The sequence below is a fragment of the Micromonospora sp. LOL_023 genome (assembly GCF_048060115.1).
Classification (GTDB): Bacteria; Actinomycetota; Actinomycetes; order Mycobacteriales; family Micromonosporaceae; genus Micromonospora_E.
Genome location: NZ_JBHMIM010000035.1, coordinates 1 through 20,583, shown reverse-complemented (window position 1 = coordinate 20,583; position 20,583 = coordinate 1). Strand labels below are relative to the sequence as shown.

Here is a 20,583-nt window from a genome sequence, read left to right as displayed (position 1 = left end):
AGGCTGCGGTCGTGCAGGTCGAGGGTGGGAACGCGGGCGAGCGCCTCAAGCGCATCGAGGCGGTCACCGACCCCGCGCTGTCGCGGCTCAGCTTCGATTCGTTGCTGGTCGAGGCGACGGCCCGGACCGGCCAGTTGCTCGATGTCGACACGGTCGCCGTGTGCCTGCTCGACGCGCACTCCCAGCAGTTCGTCACCGCCGCCGCCTGGGGCATCGAGGCCCATCACGACCACCCGGCCCGGCTCGCGCTGCACCGCGGCTACGCCGGGGAGGTGCTGTCCAGCGGTGTGCCGGTGCGCCTGACCGACCCGGGCGAAGGCGAACTGGCCCACCCCGGGCTGCGGGGTCAGGGCATCCGCTCGCTGCTGGCGGTGCCGATCATCGTCGGCGGTACGATCGCGGGAGTACTGCACGTGGCCTCCCGGCGGGTGCGGGACCATCTGACCGACGACGAACAACTGCTGTCGCTGGTCGCCGACCGGATCGCCCTGGCCAGCGAGGCCCGGGAGCGACGCGTCGACCGCGCCACCACTCTCGCGCTACAGCACGACCTGCTGCCGACCCGGTTGCCGGCCGTGCCAGGGCTCGAGTTCTCGGCCCGCTACGTCGCCGGGCACGACGCCGGCGTCGGCGGTGACTGGTACGACGTACTCCCGTTGCCCGACGGCTGGGTGGGGGTGGCGATCGGCGACGTCACCGGACGCGGCCTGCACGCCGCGACCGTGATGGGCCGGCTACGCAGCTCGCTGCGGGCGTACGCGCTGGAATCGACCGACCCGGCCGACGTGCTGGCCCGCCTCGACCGCAAGATGCAGCACTTCGAGCCGGGCATGATGGCGACGGTGTGTTACGCGACCATCAGGCCCGACCGTACGGCGATGTCGCTGTCCACCGCCGGGCATCCGCCGCCGGTGACGATCGCCGGTACCGATTCCTACTGCCTACCGGTGCCGGCCGACCTCCCGCTGGGCACCCGGATCCAACGCCGTCGCCGCAACAGTAGCGTCGAGCTGGATCCGGGCGCACTGCTGTTCTTCTTCACCGACGGGCTGGTGGAGCGGTGCGGGCCGACCATCGACACCGGGCTCCAACAGCTCTGTCGGGCGCTCACCGGGTCCAGCGCCGAGGCAGCCTGCTCGGCGGTGATGGCCGCCTTGGTGGACGGCCGTCCACTGGTCGACGACATCGCGATGCTCGCACTGCACCGCAGCTGAACCACCGGTCAGATCAGGGCCGAGCCACCGACGGCACCCCGGCGGCGTCGTGCGGGGTCCGGGCTCGAGGATCGTCGGCGCTGCGGGCAGTCGCCGCGACGCCGGCCCAGTCCTGCCGCCCGCCCATTGCGTCCATTGTGGGCGCATCGGCGCCCCGGGGCTGCGCGTCCGGGCTGGTCTTGCGCCCATTGGCGAGTGTAACCCGGTCGAAACGCACCTCGACCGGGCCGGCGTACCGTTTGCCGTTGACCGGGTCGTGGCGCATGAACCGCGCGGGGGCGATCCGCACCGTGACGTCGTACGGCCCCGGGCCGGGCACGCTGGCGTTGCCGCCGTAGTGGTACAGGAACGGGTGCCAGCGGAACGGCAGCCCGGCCGAGACGACCGGTCGCCCGTCCCGGGTGACGTCGATCTCGACGGAGAGGTCGGGAACGAACCGGCCGTCGGCGGCGTCGGCCACCGCCACCTCGAGATGCACGTTCGCCTCTTCGGCCGCCTCCCGCCACACCAGTTGCCCGTCGGCGAGTTCGTACATGCCCTCGGCCCGCTCGTTGACGAACGACACCACGTAGTCGCCGGCCCGGCGGCTCAACGCACCGTCCTCGGCAGCCATGGCCCGCAGCGCGTTCGCGTACGCGTGACCCTGCTGGCGGGCCACGGCCAGCTGTGCCTCGGTCGCTTCGTTGCTTTCCCGCATCGGCGGGCGCTCGGCTGGTGTGGTCATGATCGTCCTCCGGCTCCGGTTTGGTCCCGTGCGTATCTGCCGGCTACCCCGCCGCGGACGCACTATTACCGCGATCCGCCGATCCTCCGGTCGAGCAATGACACGCAGATGACCCGACCGTCGCGGCACCGCCCGCCGGTGCCGGGCCGAGACCCTAGCCGACCTGCACCTTCCGGCGGCCGAACGCCGGGCCTGGGCCGACGTTGCGCGCTGCCGGCCGACCACTGAGGTACCGTGTGCCGAGGGTGAGCGACGTGACACAGGTCCAGCTGTCCGACGTGTTCGTGGAGATGGCCGACACACTCGTCGACGACTTCGACGTACTCGATCTCCTACATGTGCTCGCCGACCGGTGTGTGCAGCTGCTGGGCGTGTCGGCTGCCGGGCTGTTGGTGACCGATCAACGGGACACCCTCCAGGTGGTGGCCGCCTCGTCCGAACGCACCCGGCTGCTGGAACTGTTCCAACTTCAGACCGACCAGGGGCCGGCCGTGGACTGTTTCCACACCGGCCAACCGGTGTCGGTCGTCGACCTACGGGCCGCCGGTCAGCGCTGGCCAGGATTCGCCGCCGCCGCTGCCGGAGTCGGCTTCACCGCCGTTCACGCCCTGCCGATGCGGCTGCGCACCGAGATCATCGGAACGCTGAGCCTGTTCGACACCGGGCCGGACGTCCTCGACGAGGGCAGGATCCGGATCGGGCAGGCGCTGGCCGACGTGGCGACCATCGGACTGCTCCAGCAACGCGCCATCCACCACCGAGGCCTGCTCACCGAGCAGCTACAGGCCGCGCTGCACAGCCGGGTCCTGATCGAGCAGGCCAAGGGCGTACTCGCCGAACGGTTTCAGATCGACGTCGGTGAGGCCTTCACCATGCTCCGCGGCAACGCCCGCCGCCAGCACCGTCGGCTGTCCGACCTGGCCCAGGCGATCGTCGACGGATCCGAGCAGCTGTCACCCGAACGAAGCCGCTACGACCTGTCCGCCGGAGCGAACGGCCCGACCAGGGAGTAGGCTGAGGATGTCGTCCTGGACCCCGACGGCTGCGGTTCGCGTCTTCGCGCACCACCGTCGAAACAGAGGCCCAGATGACCAGTCCTGCCAACGCCACCACTGAGCAGTCCCGGCCCAAGGTCCACGACCGGCCACGCCCCGTGGCACGTACCCGCGCGGCCGGTGGCCGGCGTACTACCGGTGAGCGTGCACGCCAGCGTCCGACGCATCGTCAGGCGGCGGCTGGCCAACCGCCGACGTAGTTCCCCGAGCGCCCCCGGAATCACCGGCCAGGTCTCCCCCCAGCACGACCTCTTCAGGGAGTAACCGTTGAAAATCGCCAGGCACAAGATCGTCAGTATTCTCCGCGACCGTGGCCAGCAGCTCCGGGCCGACTGGGTCGAGCGTGAGCTGCCCGAGTGGGTCGACCCCGGAGAGCACCACGGGGTACTCGCCACCCTACGGCTCGAGCCGGCCGACCTGGCGGACGCGCCCGCCCGGTGAAGGTCGCTCTGCTCGGTCCGGTGGCCTGGCGGACACCGCCATACCACTACGGCCCCTGGGAACAGGTGACCGGTCTGCTGGCCGAAGGGCTGGTCCGCCGGGGCGTGGACGTGACGCTGTTCGCGACGCTGGACTCGGTCACCTCCGCCGCCCTCGACGGCGTCTGCCCCCCGGGGGTACGCCGACGACCCGGACCTGGACGGCCGGGTGTGGGAGGCGATGCACGTCTCCCACGCATTCGCGCAGTCGTCGCGGTTCGACCTGGTGCACAGCCACCTCGACTGGCTGCCGCTGGCGTTCGCCGAGCACTGCCGCGCCCCGCTGCTCACCACCGTGCACGGCTTCTCCGGAGCGGGGATCCTCCCCGCGTACGCCCGGGCCCGATCCTGCTACGTGTCCATCTCCGACGCTGATCGCAGCGCCGAGCTCGACTACCTCGCCACGGTGCACCACGGCGTCGACCTCGCCGGCCTGCCCTTCACCCACGAGGCCGGCGACGGCCTGGCCGTCTTCGGCCGCATCCACCCCGACAAGGGAACCCACACCGCCATCGAGATCGCCCGGCTCGCCGGTCGGCCGCTGACCATCTGCGGCATCGTGCAGGACGAGCGGTACTTCGCCGAACAGGTGGCCCCGCACATCGACGGGGACCAGGTCGTCTTCCTCGGTTCGGTCGGCCCGCGCCGACGTGCGGAGGTACTTGGCGCAAGCGCCGCGCTGCTGCATCCGATCGCCTTCAACGAACCGTTCGGGTTGTCGGTGGTCGAGTCGATGGTCTGCGGCACCCCGGTCATCGCCTACGCCCGGGGATCGATGCCGGAAGTCGTCGACGAAGGGGTGACCGGATACCTGGTGCACCCCGACGACAAGGCCCCGGCGAAGGCCATCGGTACGGCCGTCGACGCCGTCTGCGCAGCGGCCGGGCTCGATCGGGCCGCCTGCCGGGAACGGGCCCGGCAACGCTTCGGCGCGGACCGGATGGTCACCGACTATCTGGCCGTGTACGACCACCTCACCCGCTGACCGCCCCCCGTACGGCGGCGACGACCGACACCCGGAAGGCCACTACCGTGCCCAGCTACGGTTTCCTCAGCAGCCACCCACCGACCAAGTGTGGACTGGCCACGTTCAACTCGGCCCTCGCAGCCAGCTTGACCGCCGACGGCACCCGGGGCGGCATCGTGCGGGTCACCGACCCCAGCGACGACCTGCGGCCCGAGACCGGCGTGGTGCACACCTGGTCGACCGGCGGCCCGGCCGGCTGGCGGGACGCCGCCGCGGCCCTGAACACCTTCGACGTGGCGATCGTTCAACATGAGTACGGCATCTATCCCGGCGCCGACGGCGAGGACATCCTGCCGTTGCTGCGCCGGCTCACCGGCCCGAGCATCGTGGTCCTGCACACCGTGCTGCGCCGGCCGTCCCCCCGGCAGAAGTCGCTGCTGGAGCAGATCGTCGCCGCCGCCGGGGCGATCGTCACCATGACCAACACGGCCCGCGACCGGCTGATCGTCGGCTACGCGGTGCCACCGGGCAAGGTCACGGTGATCCCGCACGGCGTCGGCGAACATGTCGGCGTACCGGTCGAGCGCCGGGCCCGCCCCCACCTGCTGACCTGGGGGCTGATCGGTCCAGGCAAAGGCCTCGAGTGGTCGTTGCGGGCGCTGGCCCGACTGCGGCACCTCGATCCGTCACCCACGTACACCATCGCCGGCCGGACCCACCCGAAGGTGCTCGAGCACCACGGGGAGGCGTACCGATCGGGGTTGCACCAGCTCGGCGCCCAACTGGGTGTCGCACATGCCGTCGACTACCAGGACGTCTATCACGATCTGCCGACCCTCAGCCGGCTGATCCGCTCCGCCGACGTGGTCGTGCTGCCCTACGACTCCCAGGAACAGGTCACTTCCGGGGTGCTCATCGAGGCGGTGGCCGCCGGCGTGCCGGTCGTGGCCACGGCGTTCCCGCACGCCGTCGAGTTGCTCACCGGTGGCCCCGGCCTGGTCGTGCCCCACCGGGATCCGGCGGCGTTGGCGACGGCAATCGGCCGGATCCTGACCGAACCAGGTCTTGCCGCACGCCTGGCCGGCCGCGCCTGGCCGCTGGCGGCGCAGCCACGGTGGCCGGCGGTGGCGGCGCGCTACACGGCCCTCGCCGAGCGACTCGTCGCCGCCCACCCACCGATCGTCACCCCGGCGGCCGTCGGTGTCGCCGCCACCGATATCGCCACCCTCGGTGTCGCCACCCTCGGTGTCGCCACCCTCGGTGTCGCCGCCGTCGGTGCGGCCCCGGCGTGACCGCGACCACCGGCCACCCCGGCACGGCGGACACCTGGCGCGGGTACCGCATCCCGGCGCCGAGCTTCGCGCACCTGAGTCGGTTGAGCGACGACACCGGCCTGTTCGAACACGCGCGACACGCCACCGTCCGCCGCGAGCACGGCTACTGCACCGACGACGTCGCCCGCGGCCTGGTCGTCACCAGCCGCCAGCCGCAACCGACCAGCGAGGTCCTGCGGCTCACGGAGCGCTATCTCGCCTTCCTGACCCACGCGCAGGACGCCGACGGCGCCTTCCGTAACCGGCTCGGTCACGACCGGCGTTGGAGCGACGAACCCGGGCTCGGCGACTGGTGGGGGCGGGCGCTGTGGGGGTTGGGCACCGCAGCCGCCCGCAGCCCCGCCGAATGGATCCGGAAGGAGGCGCTGGTCGCCTTCGACCGGGGGGCGACGAGGCGCTCCCCGGCCCCACACGCGATGGCCTTCGCCGGACTCGGCGCCGCCGAGGTACTGCGCCGCCACCCGGCCCACATCGCGGCGGCCGCGCTGCTGGCCGACGCCGCCGCCACCATCGGCGCCCCCGGTACCGACCCGCAGTGGCCCTGGCCCCAGCCACGGCTGACGTACACGAACGCCGCTCTCGCCGAGGTCGTCATCGCCGCCAGCCAACTACCTCACGGCGGGCCGCCGCTCGACGACGGTCTCCGGATGCTGACCTGGCTACACGACGTGCAGCTCCTCGCCGGGCACCTGTCGGTCGTACCCGCCGGCGGGTGGGGACCCGGTGCCGAACGGCAGCGCCACGACCAGCAGTCGATCGAGGTCGCCGCCTTCGCCGACGCCTGCGCCACCGCCGCCAGGGTCACCGGCGACCCTGCCTGGCAGACCGGGGTACGCCAGGCGATCGGCTGGTTCCTCGGCGACAACGACCTCGGTACACCGATGTGGAGCCCGGCGACCGGCGGCGGCTACGACGGACTGACTCCCCAGGGGCCCAACCTCAACCAGGGTGCCGAATCCACCCTGGCGCTCATCGCCACCCTGCAACACGCCCGGCGGCTGCCTTGACCGGCGTCACAGCCGTCCGGCAGGACGTCACCATCGCCCCGGACCCGCGTCGGGTCATCATCAAGCTCTTCGTCCCCGGCGAGGACGACGCCGTGGTACGTGCCCGCACCCATGGGCTCGTCGATCGCGTCGCACGGCTCGACGAGAAGGAGACCGGCCGGCTGCTGCGGGAGACCATCGACCGCTTCGACGCTAGACATCACGCGCTCGAAGACACGTTCCGCCATCACTACGACCTGGTCGGGCACCGGATCGACCGGGCCCGGGACCTGTCCCCCAGCGCCCGGCTGCTAGTCGGCGCCTACTTCAGCCACGAGTACGCGGTCGAGGCGGCGGCGTTGTGCAACCCGTCGATGGTCGCCCACCCCGACCAGACCGGGCTGCGCGCCGGGCAGTTGCGGGTCGCGGTCAGCCTGCGCCAGATCGGCGAGGGCCACCTGTCGTCCGTCGGGTTCGCCACCGCCGTCCTCGGGCCGGACCGGCGGATCACCGTCGCCGACCGCGGCGGCCCGCTGGTAGCCGGCAGGCGGGTGGGTGTCCGGCACCACCGGAACCTGCTCACCGCCGGGCTGGCCGAGCAAGACTGCGACAACGAGATCACCGCGACCGTGCTGGACGCCCTTCCGGAGCAGTACGACGAGGCCACCTTCGAGCGGGTGCTCGCCGCACTGCCGCCGGACCTGCTGTCACGCAGCACCGGTCCGGGCACCCTCGAAGACCTTCGCCGCACCGACGCGGCCAGCTACGCGACGACCTTTCCCGCCGGGACCGCACTGCACCAACGGGTGCTCTGGCCGGCCACCCCGGCGGAGAGCAACGGTCTGGAGGATGTGCGACTCGTCAGGTTCACCGACGAGGGCGGACCGACGTACCGGGGCACCTACACCGCCTACGACGGACGGCGCATCGCCACCCGCGCGCTGGCCAGCAGGGACCTACGCCGCTTCGAGATCACCCCGATGCGTGGGCCCGGTGCCCGCAACAAGGGCGTCGCGTTGTTTCCGCGTACGGTCGACGGCCGGCACCTCGCGCTGTGCCGCACCGACGGCGAGTCCATCGGTCTGACCCAGCTGGACGCCGAGAGCCGGTGGCAGGAGCAGATCCCGTTGCACACCCCACGGGACAGCTGGGAACTCATCCAGGTCGGAAACTGCGGTTCCCCGATCGAGACCGACGACGGCTGGCTCGTCCTCACCCACGGCGTCGGTCCGATGCGCCGGTACGCCATTGGCGCACTCCTGCTCGACCTGCGTCGACCGGAACGGGTCGTCGCACGACTGCCGGGGACGCTGCTGGCACCCGACGACGGCGACCGGGACGGGTACGTCCCCAACGTCGTCTACTCCTGCGGTGGGCTGATCCACGACGGTGAGCTGTGGCTGCCGTACGGTGCCAGCGACGCCCGGGTCGGCTTCGCCACCGTAGCCGTCCCCACGCTGCTCGCCGCGATGGTGGAGACCCGGCCACCGGGCGACCGGACCGGTTGAACGCCATCCTCGGAGCACGTTGTCCACGCCACCCAGAATGCGGGCGACGGCGAGAGTGGCGCCGGCCGGCAACGGTGGCCGGAGGGCCACCGTTGCCGGCCGGCTGGTCGGTCAGAGGACCGCGCAGGCGGTGCCGTTGAGGGTGAAGGAGGACGGTCGCCCGGCGTTGCCGGTGTGGGTGGCCTGGAAGCCGAAGTCGACTGAGGAGTTCGGGGCTATCGTGCCGTTGTAGGAGACGTTGCTGGCCTTGACCAGCCCGCTCATCGGGGAGTAGGTGGCGTTCCAGCCATTGGTGATGGTCTGCCCGCTGGGCAGCGTGAACGCCAGCGTCCATCCGTTGACCGTCGTGGTGCTGGTGTTGGTCACGCTGATGGCCGTGGTGAGCCCGGTGTTCCATGCGTTGACGGTGTACGTGACCCGGCATCCCGTCGTGGGTGGCGCGGTGGTCGGTGGCGCCGTGGTCGGCGGTGCGGTGGTCGGTGGTGCCGTGGTCGGCGGTGCAGTGGTCGGCGGCGGGCCGCCGTTGCCCCTCACCAGCACGCCCACACTCACTGGTCCGAAGCCCAATCCGTTGGCCGGATCAGTCGCCGTATAGGTGAAGTTCGCCAAACCGCTGTAGTTGGCCGCCGGGGTGAACCGGGCGGTACGGCCGTCGCCCAGCAGGGTGACCGTGCCATTGCTGCCCGAGGCGACGGTGAAGTTCAGGGCCAAGCCACCGTTGAGGGCACGCAGGTCCACGTCCACCGAATCGTTGCGATTGACCGTCGCATGGCCGTCGGACAACCAGTTCAGGTACTTCTCCAGCATCGTGTAACCGGCCGCGTCGGTGTTGTTCCGGTCCGCAGCGTTGGTCGGGTTGAGCCCGAGGGCCTGCTCCCAGTAGTCCGGCATGCCGTCACTGTCGGTGTCGGTGGGTGCCGGCTCCGAGACGAGGGTGGGCCAGCCGCCGACGTCGGAGACGTTGTTGATGATCCTCCCGTTCTGCTGACGGACGGAGTCGACAATTCGCTTGTCCACCGCGTCACGACGCCACGGCATCGCGCCGCCCTGAGCTAGCACCCGCGCGTACGCGGTGCCTGCGGAATCGGTCGTCACCGGCGGGACGGGCCACTGGCTGCTCTGTCTGGTGTAGTTTCCACAGAACATCCCCCACCCGGTGTCGCTACCGTCGACCCGGCCGTTCTTGTTCAAGTCGATCATGTTGCCCGACTGATAGTTCCGGAGACTGCCGCCACTGTCCATGGCGCACGTCGCGGTCGAGTTCGGCCCAGCCACCAGGTAGTTGTTGATGTAGTTCAGCTCGATCGGACCGTCGTCGCTGCCGCTGTAACCGGCGGCGTAGCCCCAGTTGGAGAAGACGTTGTTGCGCAGGTCCAGTCGGAAGCCCGGGTCCGGGGCGTCGGTGCCCGGACGCGGGTTGCGGCTGACGTTGTTCGCCCACAGGTTGTGGTGCCAGGAGTACGTGGTGTCGTGCGCGGAGGCGATGATGCTGCCGAACGCGTGGTTGTCACGGTTCAACGCCTCGGAGATGATCGTGTTCTGCACCGTCAGGTTCTGAACGTCGCGGCTTGCCGAGATCACTTCGTCCGATCCCCACGAACCCGACACGTGGTCGATGATGATGTCGCGGCCGGACGAGATCCACATACTGTCGCGCGAGTCATTCGCCCCGGTCCGCAGCCGGATGTGGCGGATCACCACATCGTGTGCCCCGTTACCGATGCCGATCGTGTAGTTACGGATCGCGATCCCGTCGCCGGGCGCGCTCTGGCCGGCAATCGTGATGTTCGACCTGTTGATCCCGAGATTGGAGTTCAGCGCGATCGTGCCCGAGACCTTGAACAGAATCGTTCTACCGCCGGCCGGCGCGCTGTCGATACCGGCTCGCAGGGACCCTGCCCCGCCGTCGGCGAGCGTCGTCACGTAGTAGACGTCACCGCCACGGCCGCCCTTGGCGTTGGCTCCCGCTCCCTCCGCACCGGGGAACGCGGGTGGGACCGCCGCCGCGGCGGGCCCCGAGTCAGCCGCTGCCTCAGCGCGTGACACGAGGGTGGATTCGGCACCCAGTGTCGGACCGACAGCTACCACCATCGCCGCCACTGTGAAGACCGTCCACCACCGGCCACGCCGGCCGAGCGGCAGGGACTCACCTGCTTTCATTCTTGCCTCCCTCTGACGTGTGCAACAGGAGATCGGGATGCATCGAGGCGTCCTGAGGCTAGCTCCGGTGGCCCCGGTGTATGGCCGTGCTCGACCAACGCCCCGTCGTGAGTGGCCGCCCGGTGGCAGTCTCGGCCAGCCGTCACCGCCACCATGAAGATTTTTACATCCATGGTCATCGATGCATTCGTGCTCAAGTTAGCGTCTGCCAGGAGGGATGTCAAGATGCCGACAATCCAGCAAGATGTCCGCAAGGTGTCGACGGCATCTCCAGTCTGGCGGCGACCGCGACCACGGCGGCCCACCCAGGCGATCGGTCAGGCGTTGCCAGCAAGAGCCGGCGGCCCCGGCGCGCAGCGTCTCCACGCTCAGACCACCCAGGTGGCGAGCATCGTCGCCGCGCCGGTCAGGAGACCTGTCAGCAGCGCCAGCCTCGGCCACGGTGAGGCGGTGATCCGCGCCACCGGGACATCGCCACGGGCGGGGTCTCGCTCGTCACCGGCCCGGTCTCGTCGGGATCACCGGCGGAGACCCTGGACCGGGTGCAGGGCGCGTCGCAGGCCGCACAGGATGCCGACAGCGCGGGAGAGCAGCGGCCCAGCAAGGTCCGCCCGAACCTGGGCCAGGCTGGCGTTCCATGGCCCGTCGGCGTACGTGGGATAGGCGTGCACGGTGCCGGCGACGTCGCGTACCTTCGCTCCCCGGCGGATCGCGGCCGCCAACTCGGCGATCGACTCCCCGGCCCGGGGCGACACCACGGTGGCGCCCAGCAGCCGGCCGGCCGGGCCGATCACCAGCAGGGTGAACCCGTCCGGGCGTCCGTCGGCGATCGCCCGGTCGACGTGCTCGTGCGTCAACCGTCGACAGTGGACCCGGTCGCCGTGGCGGCGCCGGGCCTGGGCGAGGGTCGCCCCGACGTGTGCCACCTCCGGGTCGGTGAACGTCACCCACGGGACCGCCGCGTAGTCGACGCGGCGGCGCAGCCCGAGCAACGCGTTCGTCGCGGCGTAGCCGCCCTGCACCCCCGCGACATGGGTGAACGGCAGCACACCGGTAACGTCACCGGCGGCGAAGATCCGCCGGTTGCTGGTCCGCAGCAGCCCGTCCACGACGACCCGGCCCCGCTCGTCGCAGCGCACCCCGGCGGCGGCCAGTCCCAGCCCGCCGGTACGGGGTCGCCGGCCGGTGGCGACCAGGATCCGGTCGACCACGACCGGATCCGCGCCGGTCAGACTCACCGTGCCGCCGTCGACGCGTTCGACGTTCGCCCCGGTCAGCACGGTCACCCCCTCGGCGCGCAGCCGTTCGGCGAGCAGGGCGCCCACCTCCGGCTCCTCCTTGGCCAGCAGCCGGTCGGCCCGCTGCACGATGGTGACCCGTACCCCGAGTCTCGCGAGGGCCTGGCCCAGCTCACAGCCGACCGGGCCGCCACCGAGCACCGCCACCCGTTGCGGCAACGCGTCGAGATTCCACAGCGTCTCGGTGGTCAGCGGGTCCGCCTCGGCCAGACCGGGCAGATCCGGTACGACCGGGACGGAGCCGGTGGCGAGCACCGCCCAGCGGAACCGCACCGCCCGCGCGCCGTCGGCCCCGGTCACCCGCAGAGTCCCCGGTCCGGTGAACTCCGCCCGGCCGGTCACGACCTGCGCCCCGTCCGCGCTGATCGCCGCCGGAGAGTCGACCGGCTCGATCCGGGCGATGGCGGCCCGCACGTACGCCAGCACCGCGGCGTCGTCCACCTTCGGCCGGCCGGCGTGCACCCCGAACCGGGCGGCGGTACGAACGGTGTACGCGGCATGCGCAGCGGCGATCAACGATTTGCTCGGTACACAACCGGTCCACAGGCAGTCACCCCCGGTCCGGTCGGACTCGACCAGCAACACCCGGGCGCCGAACCGACCGGCGGTCTTGGCCGCCACGATGCCGGCCGTGCCGCCACCGACGATCGCCAGATCCCACTCGTCCATACCTGTCCCACTCTCGCTGTCGGCACCGCCCGCACAGGGCGACCCCTCCAGGTTGCCCTACCGAGCTGTCCGCGGCTGTGATCTACCTTCCGGAACTCTCCCTTGGCTTCCGAAACTCTCCCGACGACGACAGCCTGACCGACCCACGCCCGGTTAGAGCTGCGGTGAACGGGTATGCCGGCAGATGTGACAGCTACGGAGGGAGCGGGCGGATGACCGGACGGCTGGCGGGCAGGACCGCCATCATCACCGGCTCGGACTCGGGCATCGGGCAGGCCACCGCGATCGAGTTCGGCCGGGAAGGCGCCGACGTCGTGGTGCACTACCTGCACGACCACGCCGGGGCGAACCACACGAAGGCCGAGATTGAGAAGGCTGGCCGGCGGGCCGTGGTGGTCCAGGGCGACATCAGCGTCGAGCATCAGGTCGAGGCGATGTTCGACGAGGCACTCGCCGAGTTCAGCACCCTGGACGTGTTGATGAACGACGCGGGGGTGGACGCCGCCGGAACCCCGGTGGCGGATCTGGACACCGAGACCTGGGATCGCGCCATCCGCACCAACCTGTACGGCATGTTCTTCTGCTGCCGGCGCTTCGTGCGGCACCGCCGCAACCAGGGCGGCCACGGGAAGATCATCAATATCACCTCCATCCACCAGGAGGTCGCCCGGGCCGGCGGTGCGGACTACGACGCCAGCAAGGGCGGCATGCTCGAGTTGGCCAAGAGTCTCGCGCTGGAGGTCGCCCCGATGCACATCAACGTCAACAACATCGGGCCCGGGATGGTGCTCACCCCATTCAACCAGCAGGCGATCGACGACCCGAAGTTCCTGCAGGAGCAGGTCCAGTCGATCCCGTGGAAGCGGGCCGCCCAGCCGGAGGAGATTGCCAGACTCGCTGTCTTCCTGGCCAGCGACGACGCGGACTACGTCACCGGGTCCACGTACTTCATGGACGGTGGCCTCATGCAGAACCAGGGACAGGGCGCGTAAGCCCCCGCGCGACCGCGTCCAGTCCGAGGTGTACGTGTACCGCCGGGGTCTGGTGGCCTGACCGCCGGCGGGCCGCGACGGGCCGCCGCCGGTCCCTGCCATCCCGGGTCGACCACCGGTCGCTAGACTGGGCCGTCGCGCCCTCGTAGCTCAGGGGATAGAGCATCGGTTTCCTAAACCGTGTGTCGCAGGTTCGAATCCTGCCGGGGGCACCCCAAAGATCAGCGAAAACGCCAGCTGACCAGCGCGTACGCAGATCCGTCGATGATCCACAACATGCAGCCGGATGCCACCGGAAGCCGCCGTTTGTCGCCAGCCACGGACTATTCACGGATTGATCTTGAAGGCGTTTCCCCAGGTCACACCCGGTCCCCGGAGCAAGATCCGGACTGGTGGCCGACACCGCGAGCCTACCCACCAAAGCCCTGCAACGCGTCGCCGATCCGCTGGTTGACCGTCGCCTCCTGACCGTCGATTCCCGTCGTTGACCGACGGAACGCGCAGATCGAGCAGAGTTTGCGCCGTGAGCGCCTTCCGCGCGTCAGCGGACAGGTATGCCGTCACGACTGCCCGCCGTCGGCGGCGAACATCAACGCCCGCACGAGGACCAGGACGCGATCCCCGGACCAGCCGTCGTGCATCATCTTGACGCCTTCCTGCCAGATCCACTCCCCGGTGCCCAGCTCACGCGGCCGACCTCCCCGAGCCGGCGCAGTCCACACACGACCGACGCACCCACGCACCCCCGCGACCCGTACCCCCGGCGACCGCCTGTAGGTCGGCCCGCTGGGTGACGTACTTCCACCCCGCCCCTGCGCAGGAGTCACAGGTAGGCGAGTGCTGAACGGCCGCGCAATCCGTCGCCGTCCAGTGCGCCGGCCACGGCCTGCGACGCTACGAGCGTCAGGTGATCCGGCCGGCTTGGTGGAACATATGCTGCGCCGAGCATGAAACTCCCCAGCCGTCGCAGCATTAGGAATAGTTCTATGAGACCCTACGTCTCACCCATACGTCAATAGAACTAGCTCTAATAACTATATATCGCACGTTCTGAGTAGATAAAGTAATTCTGTCCCGTTGGCGAGGAGGATGCATGAGGATGGGCTACCGCGAACTGGCGGACCTCCTACGCGACGCCATCCGACGGGGCGACTATCCCGAAGGTGGGACGCTGCCCAAGCAGAACGAGATCGCAGCTGCGCATGGGGTAAACATCAACACCGTGCGACAAGCCGTCCGCGTTCTGGAAGCCGAAGGACTCGTCACACCCGTCCGCCGACGCGGCACGATCATCCGTCCGCAGCTGCCGATGAAGCGACTCGGAGCCGAGCGATACGCCAAGAGCAAGTGGAAGACCGGCGACCTGGTCGCGTTCGCCGCCGACAGGGAAGCGACCGGACGACCCTGGACGCCCGGCGACCAGACCAACAGCATCCGACTCACCGAAGCCGACCGAGACACGGCCGACGCGCTCCACCTACCGCCCGGCGCATCCGTCTACGAACGCGCCCGCCTGGTCAAGGAGGCCGGCGTCCCGACTCACACCCTCACCAGCTACTACCGGCCCGAGGACGTCGAAGGATCACCACTGGTCGACGCCACCGCCGGCCCAGCCGGACGCGGAGGCGGATTCGCCGTCCTCACCTCTCGCGGACTCGAGCCCGACCAGATCACCGAAACCCTGCATGCCCGCATGCCCACACCCGACGAGGCCAAGGAACTACAGCTTCCTGCCGGTGAGCCCGTCGTCATCCTGCACCGCACCACCGTCATCAGCGACGGCCGACCAGTCGAGTTCGCCCGCGGAGTGCACGCAGCGTCCCGCTTCACCTGGTCCTACAGCTTCCCCATCCCGGACTAGGGAGGCGGGCCGCGATGAACCGCATCACCATCCCAGCCGAGCACCGCCGCGACGTCGAGTGTCTGTGGAGCTACCACCAGATGGGCCACGACCTGCACCCCGTCGACGTCGGTATCGGCCTCGGCAGCCATGACCTCGGCGTCGCCAAGGTCGCCACCGACCTCTACCACCGAGGCATGTATCCCCTTCTCGTGTTCACCGGCGCCAACGCGCCCACCACCATCGACCGGTTCCCCCGAGGCGAAGCCGTCCACTACCGCGAACACGCCCTGACCAACGGCGTACCCGACGACGCCATCCTCATCGAGACCGAGGCGACCAACACGGGCGAGAACATCACCAACACCCGCCGCATCCTCGCTGAGCACGACATCCACCCCCGATCCGTCATCCTGATGTCCCGGCCGTACCAGCAACGACGCGCCTACGCCACAGCCGGGAAGCTCTGGCCAGAGGTCGACGTCATCTGCGCGTCCCACCCGCTGACGCTCGACGACTACGTCAGCAGCATCGGCGACGCCGACAAAGTGATCAACATGCTCGTCGGCGACACCCAGCGCATCGACAAGTACGCCGAACTCGGCTACGCCATCCCCCAGGAGCTACCAGAAGCCGTCACCGCCGCGAACGCTCGCCTCATCAACGCTGGCTACGCCAAAAGACTCGTCAAGTGACAGAGCTGAGCCAATCGCCGACGAGTACGACGCCCAAGACTGATTCGCCACCGACGCCCGCGACCTGGTCGACGGCATCGAGCACTTCACCCACACCCCCGCCAACGCCCTGCCCCGGTAAGGCACCATCAGCGGCATGGACCCGATCCACCTCTCCGGCCGACTCCTCGACCTGCGCGACTTCCGCACCAGCGACATCCCCGACGCCGCAGGGATCGTCGGAGACGAGCGCGTCACCCGCTGGCTGTCCTTCGACGCCCGCGACCAGCGCCAGGCCGCCGCGATGATCGAAGGCGCCATCACCCGCGCCCAACACCAGCCCCGCACCGAGTACTACCTAGCCATCGTCGACAAACACGACCGGATGATCGGGTTCGGCCGCCTCGGACTCAGCGGCGTACAGGCCGCCGAACTCGGCTACGCCATCCACGCCGACCACTGGGGCCACGGCTACGCCACCGACGCCGCCCACACCCTCATCACCCACGGCTTCCAAACACTCGGACTACACCGCATCACCGCCGCCATCGGACCCGACAACGCCGCATCCGTCGCCGTCGTCAAGCGGCTCGGCATGACCTACGAAGGCCGCCTACGCGACCACGTCCACACCAACGGCGCATGGCGAGACTCCCTGCTCTACTCCATCCTCGCCCCAGAGTGAATACCGCAGGCAGAACAGCTCCAGGTACCCAGCAGGTTCGGCGGACGTACACACACAGCATATCGGAGATGCAGCACGCAACTCGAGACCGTAAAGACCACGGACCCACCCTTCACGCAGCAAAATCATCGCCCCATTGGAAGCCATAACGCCGCACTTTCATAGCTACATCTTCATGGCCATGCTTTAGCAATGCATTCCATAGGGAGTGCACCTCACTTCCGTCCGTTCCAGAAAAAGCCGACCTCCTGTACATGATCACCGCCTCATCAATTCGACCACTGCGAATAAGCGCATCTCCCAGGTCATCGGAAGATACGAAGCGGCCGATCATCGCAAGCTCCTTGAGAGTCTCGACAGCGAGATCTAGACGGTCGCGCTTGGCGAGATGACCAAGGAGACCCTCAACACCCCAGGGGAAGTCTGGATTCTTTGCCATCTTGGATCGAAGCAAATACGCCTCTTCGAATCTACCCTGGCCTTCTAGCATCTCGGCCGCATAAATGGATCCAAAAATGTCGCCAGCTTCATCTGCTTTCAGATACATCTCGAGAGCTTCGGTCGATTGCCCCAACCGCTTGAGAGCGGTTGCGATGTCGAGCTCAACGCCACCCAGGGAACCGACTAGTTTCTGCGCCTCATCAAATCGCTCGTTTTCCACAAGTATACGACGCCACCAACTCGTAGCGACGTCATGATTCCCCTGCGCCGACGCCTCGTGATAGAAAGCCTCCGCTTCAGCAAAAGACCCTTTTTGCACGAGCCGGCTAGCCAGAAATAGATATTGAAGATAACTGCCAGCACGTGCAGCAAGCAGAGCTTGAGCATCAGCCTCGTCTAGTCGGCCAGCTCTCCGCAGAAAATTGGCGTATGAATCGTGTGCGCCATTTCGTCCCTCCAGCAATGCCTGCTTAAGTTGAGCCTCGGCAGATTCCAGATCTCCAATTTCGGAAAACATCGAGGCCAAACGCGATCTTGCGTCAATGTCGGGAAGAACAATGCCAGAATCAACCGCCTTCCGCATCTCCCGGAACGCTTCCTCTGTCCCAAGCCCTTGCAGATGATCGAGAAAAACCTCCACTGATCTCGCGTCACCGGTAGCCGCTGCCGACCTCGCCACCACGATAGCGTCTTCGGATCGACCTTGATCCTCGAGCAACCTCACCAAGAGGTTGCCTGCGTCAGAATTTCCCCCGGCCATCGACCGGCGAAGTGCAGATTCCGCGTATCCGTAAAGCCCGCGCAGCTCAGCCGCGTCACCCAAGGACTTCAAATCTGTTGGATCATGCACCTGTTCCGCCACGATTCTCCAGAGCGCGTTCGGGATGAATTGAGACGACATGGCCTTCCCGCCGTACTGTATCAAATAATCCGCTAGGCGGTAACCTTCGGTAATCCCAGCGATGCCAGCAACTGGAATTAGAGCCGAAACAGCACCTTTAAGTGGCTTGATAGCATAAGAGATTGCTGAATCGTACCAGTCCACAGGGGCTCGCGCCAGGGTCTCACTATCCATGTAGACCTGAGCGGCAGTCTTCAGTAGCAAGTCCGATAGCGGCCCACCTATACCCATTCGCCCGATGTCGATTGCCGCAGTGATAACCGACTTTTCTTGCCGGTTCGCGTAGATCCATCTATCGACCAGGTCAGGTGCCCCAGCGAGCACCTGAGTAACGCCGTAGTTCTTGTCATCAAGAGCGATCTTGATTCTTGGGTCCTTCTCCGCCAAGACCTTCGCTGTCGACATCTCGGTCGGCGCTAAATGCTCCTGGACATACAGGAGTTGCGCCATATTGATGACCTGCCTTGCCCGATCCGACTTTTCACTCATCCTGTCGCCGCGACTAGGCTCAAGAAAAGCCTGATAGTGATCCGGCCACATGGTCCCTATGACGACCACCGGCTTTCTCAGCGACCACAGCGCCAACAAATGACCTTTGTCGAAATGATCTGGTTGATCAATCAAGAACCTCTGCAGCTCATCCAACCAAACTACTAGAGGCTTTCGCAATTTGCGATCTAGCATCCAGAGAATATCGCGATTATCTGACGGTACGAGTACCTGATATTCTGGCAGACAGGCTCGTATCCCTTCATACGCCGCCCTCGTCTTACCCACTGACGAGCCGCCAAGCAACAGCACGAACTTCATCGACTCAGGCGCCAATAGCAGCGCCCGCAGCTTGACGTCGACCTCTCGAGGAATGTGCGCAGGTAACGTCTGCATGTCGGACTGACCCGAGATCTCGATTGATGGATGAATTCCTGCCAGTTGAGGTTCAAATGACCGCACGCCAACCAAGATAGGAGTCCGTCCAGCCGAAGGAAACGGCAGATCGCGAGTTGACCGACGTAGGGCTAATAGCGCGAGGAAACACGCGATGGGAGTACCAACGATGGTCGCCACCCAGCTACCCGGTTCGAGCCAGTCCCACGCCAGTCCGGCTAGCCGTAGAAGCCACACCAGCGCTGCCGCACAGGCAAGGGATGCTCCTCCTGCGATAGCCAACATCGATGAGCTATATCTCTTGGCCACAATGGTCGCCCCTATGGCAGCATCTAGATGACTAGGTTGTCGTGCTGGCCGCCGGGTGCTCAGGCTTCCTGAACGATAGGTGCAACCGTTGCAACCGGCTCTTGCCAGCCTCGGCGGACCTCCCGATCGTAGATGAACGCGAACGCCGCGATCCAGCCACGTCTCATCCCCCTGCAGGCGATGGTCCCGGCAGGGCTGCCCTGACTGCCGAGTTGTTCTCTTCTGGATCAAGGCGGCCCGCAAGCGGGCCGCGCCGGCCTGGCCTCGGCCTGCTGGCGACCTCCGGCCGGCATCGGCCGGGCCGGCCGGCCACGCTGAGGGACGACCAAACCTTGAAGACCTCGGGGCTCCGCCCCGAACCTCTACCCTCCTGAAAGATCCGCTAGCTTCCGCCGAGCGGCGTACCTGATACTCATGACGTGATCAGCAAAGACTCTCACGCCCCCTGGCTGCCTCGCGTGCCTCACCCAGCCGACAGCTCAACTCTGCCCATCTACATGGTCCTCTTCTTCGTCTTGGGCCTCGCTGGCTTCGCCACACACGGGCTGGCCGACGGCGGGGAAGCACTCGTTATCGCGAGCATCGTCTCAGGAGTGTTCTTCACGTGCTTCCTGATCCTGTTCGCGATCTACTGGACCGGATATCTGCTGAAGGGACACGCCATCTGGCAAGCCGAGCGCCAGCCTGAGTCCGACGGGCCATCCACGGGCCAGTAGCCAGAGGGCTGAGCGGTCACGAGGGGGCACGAGACGCACCCCAGGGAACCGCCGGCCGTAGGCGTTTCGGGCATCACGGTCGGTTGAGCACGCTCTTCCAAACTGAGGCTCCACGCACCAACTTCGCTCCGGCCCCAGAGCAGGGACAGCAGCGTTGGGGATCGGCGCCTATCCTCCGGGCCATGGGAGCTCTCAAGCCGTGGCACATGTTCGTCCTGATGTTCTGCTGCCTCTTGCCGACTGCTGCGGCGATCGTTGGCGGGGTCTGGGCGGTCCGCCGATCTCGTAGCCAGCGCTGAGGCCCTTCCGATAAGGCAGCTGATCGTCTGTCCAGCGAGTTCACCAGGGCGGTCCGCAGCCCAACCCCCTGGACGCCGTGGCGATCGCCAGGGTGGCTGTCCACCGTCGAGGGCGGGGCGATCGGCTGCCGCGCCGCTTCGCGGCTTGCCCCCGATGAACGTGGTCCGGTCGCGGTGAGCCAGCGCCACGGGGAACCGCCCCGGCCTGAGGGCCGGGGCGGCAATCCGTACGGCGCCGGCCGGCCGCACCAACCAGCTTCGGAGGCGGGACCGCCACGGACTATGCGCGGACTGATCATGACGACACCTCGGCCGGTAGCAAGCGCCGCCGCAGCTCAGAGGCCGGTAGGCGACCTGAGCCGTACTCCATTCCTAACCTCGGTCTTGCATTAAGTGTTGATCATGGATGCCTGACGGCTTGTTGATCTTGATTCGTCGGTCGATCGG

The 20,583-nt window shown here is 67.9% G+C and carries 16 protein-coding genes, 1 tRNA gene and 1 pseudogene; 13 read left to right on the top strand and 5 right to left on the bottom strand.

Features of this window, described 5'->3' with window-relative positions:
• Positions 1–11 precede the first annotated feature (11 nt).
• On the top strand, positions 12–1,214 hold the full coding sequence (locus ACFHVL_RS19180) for a PP2C family protein-serine/threonine phosphatase (RefSeq protein ID WP_416629536.1): 1,203 nt from the start codon (positions 12–14) through the stop codon (positions 1,212–1,214).
• A gap of 13 nt (positions 1,215–1,227) precedes the next feature.
• On the opposite strand, the gene ACFHVL_RS19175 is transcribed toward ACFHVL_RS19180, so the two are convergent.
• The gene (locus ACFHVL_RS19175; protein WP_416629535.1) at positions 1,228–1,938 is read right to left on the bottom strand and encodes an iron transporter; all 711 of its coding nucleotides are present in this window, start codon (positions 1,936–1,938) and stop codon (positions 1,228–1,230) included.
• A gap of 245 nt (positions 1,939–2,183) precedes the next feature.
• Here ACFHVL_RS19175 and ACFHVL_RS19170 point away from each other — a divergent pair, with 245 nt between their 5' ends.
• The 6 genes and pseudogenes from ACFHVL_RS19170 to ACFHVL_RS19145 all read left to right on the top strand — a co-directional run bounded on the left by ACFHVL_RS19170 (position 2,184) and on the right by ACFHVL_RS19145 (position 8,267).
• Complete coding sequence (locus tag ACFHVL_RS19170; protein ID WP_416629534.1) at positions 2,184–2,951, top strand: GAF and ANTAR domain-containing protein; 768 nt, start codon at positions 2,184–2,186, stop codon at positions 2,949–2,951.
• A gap of 309 nt (positions 2,952–3,260) precedes the next feature.
• On the top strand, positions 3,261–3,434 hold the full coding sequence (locus tag ACFHVL_RS19165; RefSeq protein WP_416629532.1) for a hypothetical protein: 174 nt from the start codon (positions 3,261–3,263) through the stop codon (positions 3,432–3,434).
• Positions 3,431–4,457: pseudogene (locus ACFHVL_RS19160) on the top strand (glycosyltransferase family 4 protein). Before ACFHVL_RS19165 ends, ACFHVL_RS19160 begins: the two are co-directional and overlap by 4 nt.
• Positions 4,458–4,504: 47 nt before the next feature.
• The gene (locus tag ACFHVL_RS19155) at positions 4,505–5,731 is read left to right on the top strand and encodes a glycosyltransferase (RefSeq protein ID WP_416629531.1); all 1,227 of its coding nucleotides are present in this window, start codon (positions 4,505–4,507) and stop codon (positions 5,729–5,731) included.
• A complete protein-coding gene (locus tag ACFHVL_RS19150; protein WP_416629530.1) occupies positions 5,728–6,780 on the top strand; it encodes a glycosyltransferase in 1,053 nt (350 codons plus the stop codon). The genes ACFHVL_RS19155 and ACFHVL_RS19150 overlap by 4 nt, the downstream gene beginning before the upstream one ends.
• On the top strand, positions 6,777–8,267 hold the full coding sequence (locus ACFHVL_RS19145) for a glycoside hydrolase family 130 protein (RefSeq protein ID WP_416629528.1): 1,491 nt from the start codon (positions 6,777–6,779) through the stop codon (positions 8,265–8,267). Before ACFHVL_RS19150 ends, ACFHVL_RS19145 begins: the two co-directional genes overlap by 4 nt.
• Positions 8,268–8,378: 111 nt before the next feature.
• On the opposite strand, the gene ACFHVL_RS19140 is transcribed toward ACFHVL_RS19145, so the two are convergent.
• Positions 8,379–9,074, bottom strand: coding sequence for a cellulose binding domain-containing protein (locus tag ACFHVL_RS19140; protein WP_416629577.1), 696 nt, complete (start codon positions 9,072–9,074; stop codon positions 8,379–8,381).
• Between the two features lie 1,871 nt (positions 9,075–10,945).
• The gene (locus ACFHVL_RS19135) at positions 10,946–12,394 is read right to left on the bottom strand and encodes a dihydrolipoyl dehydrogenase family protein (protein WP_416629527.1); all 1,449 of its coding nucleotides are present in this window, start codon (positions 12,392–12,394) and stop codon (positions 10,946–10,948) included.
• A 212-nt stretch (positions 12,395–12,606) separates the two neighbouring features.
• On the opposite strand from ACFHVL_RS19135, the gene ACFHVL_RS19130 reads away from it, so the two are divergent.
• Together ACFHVL_RS19130 and ACFHVL_RS19125 are read left to right on the top strand one after the other, a co-directional pair.
• Positions 12,607–13,386, top strand: a complete 780-nt coding sequence (locus ACFHVL_RS19130) for a glucose 1-dehydrogenase (RefSeq protein WP_416629525.1) — start codon at positions 12,607–12,609, stop codon at positions 13,384–13,386.
• A 139-nt stretch (positions 13,387–13,525) separates the two neighbouring features.
• A tRNA-Arg gene (locus ACFHVL_RS19125) sits at positions 13,526–13,598 on the top strand.
• Between the two features lie 348 nt (positions 13,599–13,946).
• Here ACFHVL_RS19125 and ACFHVL_RS19120 read toward each other — a convergent pair.
• A complete protein-coding gene (locus ACFHVL_RS19120; protein WP_416629523.1) occupies positions 13,947–14,108 on the bottom strand; it encodes a hypothetical protein in 162 nt (53 codons plus the stop codon).
• A gap of 371 nt (positions 14,109–14,479) precedes the next feature.
• Here ACFHVL_RS19120 and ACFHVL_RS19115 point away from each other — a divergent pair, with 371 nt between their 5' ends.
• The 3 genes from ACFHVL_RS19115 to ACFHVL_RS19105 all read left to right on the top strand — a co-directional run bounded on the left by ACFHVL_RS19115 (position 14,480) and on the right by ACFHVL_RS19105 (position 16,585).
• On the top strand, positions 14,480–15,247 hold the full coding sequence (locus ACFHVL_RS19115; RefSeq protein WP_416629522.1) for a GntR family transcriptional regulator: 768 nt from the start codon (positions 14,480–14,482) through the stop codon (positions 15,245–15,247).
• Positions 15,248–15,261: 14 nt separating this feature from the next.
• Positions 15,262–15,921, top strand: coding sequence for a YdcF family protein (locus ACFHVL_RS19110; protein ID WP_416629520.1), 660 nt, complete (start codon positions 15,262–15,264; stop codon positions 15,919–15,921).
• A 136-nt stretch (positions 15,922–16,057) separates the two neighbouring features.
• Complete coding sequence (locus ACFHVL_RS19105) at positions 16,058–16,585, top strand: GNAT family N-acetyltransferase (RefSeq protein ID WP_416629519.1); 528 nt, start codon at positions 16,058–16,060, stop codon at positions 16,583–16,585.
• Between the two features lie 112 nt (positions 16,586–16,697).
• Here the strand turns inward: ACFHVL_RS19105 and ACFHVL_RS19100 are convergent, their stop codons facing one another.
• Positions 16,698–18,878, bottom strand: a complete 2,181-nt coding sequence (locus tag ACFHVL_RS19100; protein ID WP_416629517.1) for a hypothetical protein — start codon at positions 18,876–18,878, stop codon at positions 16,698–16,700.
• Positions 18,879–19,540: 662 nt separating this feature from the next.
• Here ACFHVL_RS19100 and ACFHVL_RS19095 point away from each other — a divergent pair.
• A complete protein-coding gene (locus tag ACFHVL_RS19095) occupies positions 19,541–19,837 on the top strand; it encodes a hypothetical protein (protein WP_416629516.1) in 297 nt (98 codons plus the stop codon).
• Positions 19,838–20,583: the final 746 nt, after the last annotated feature.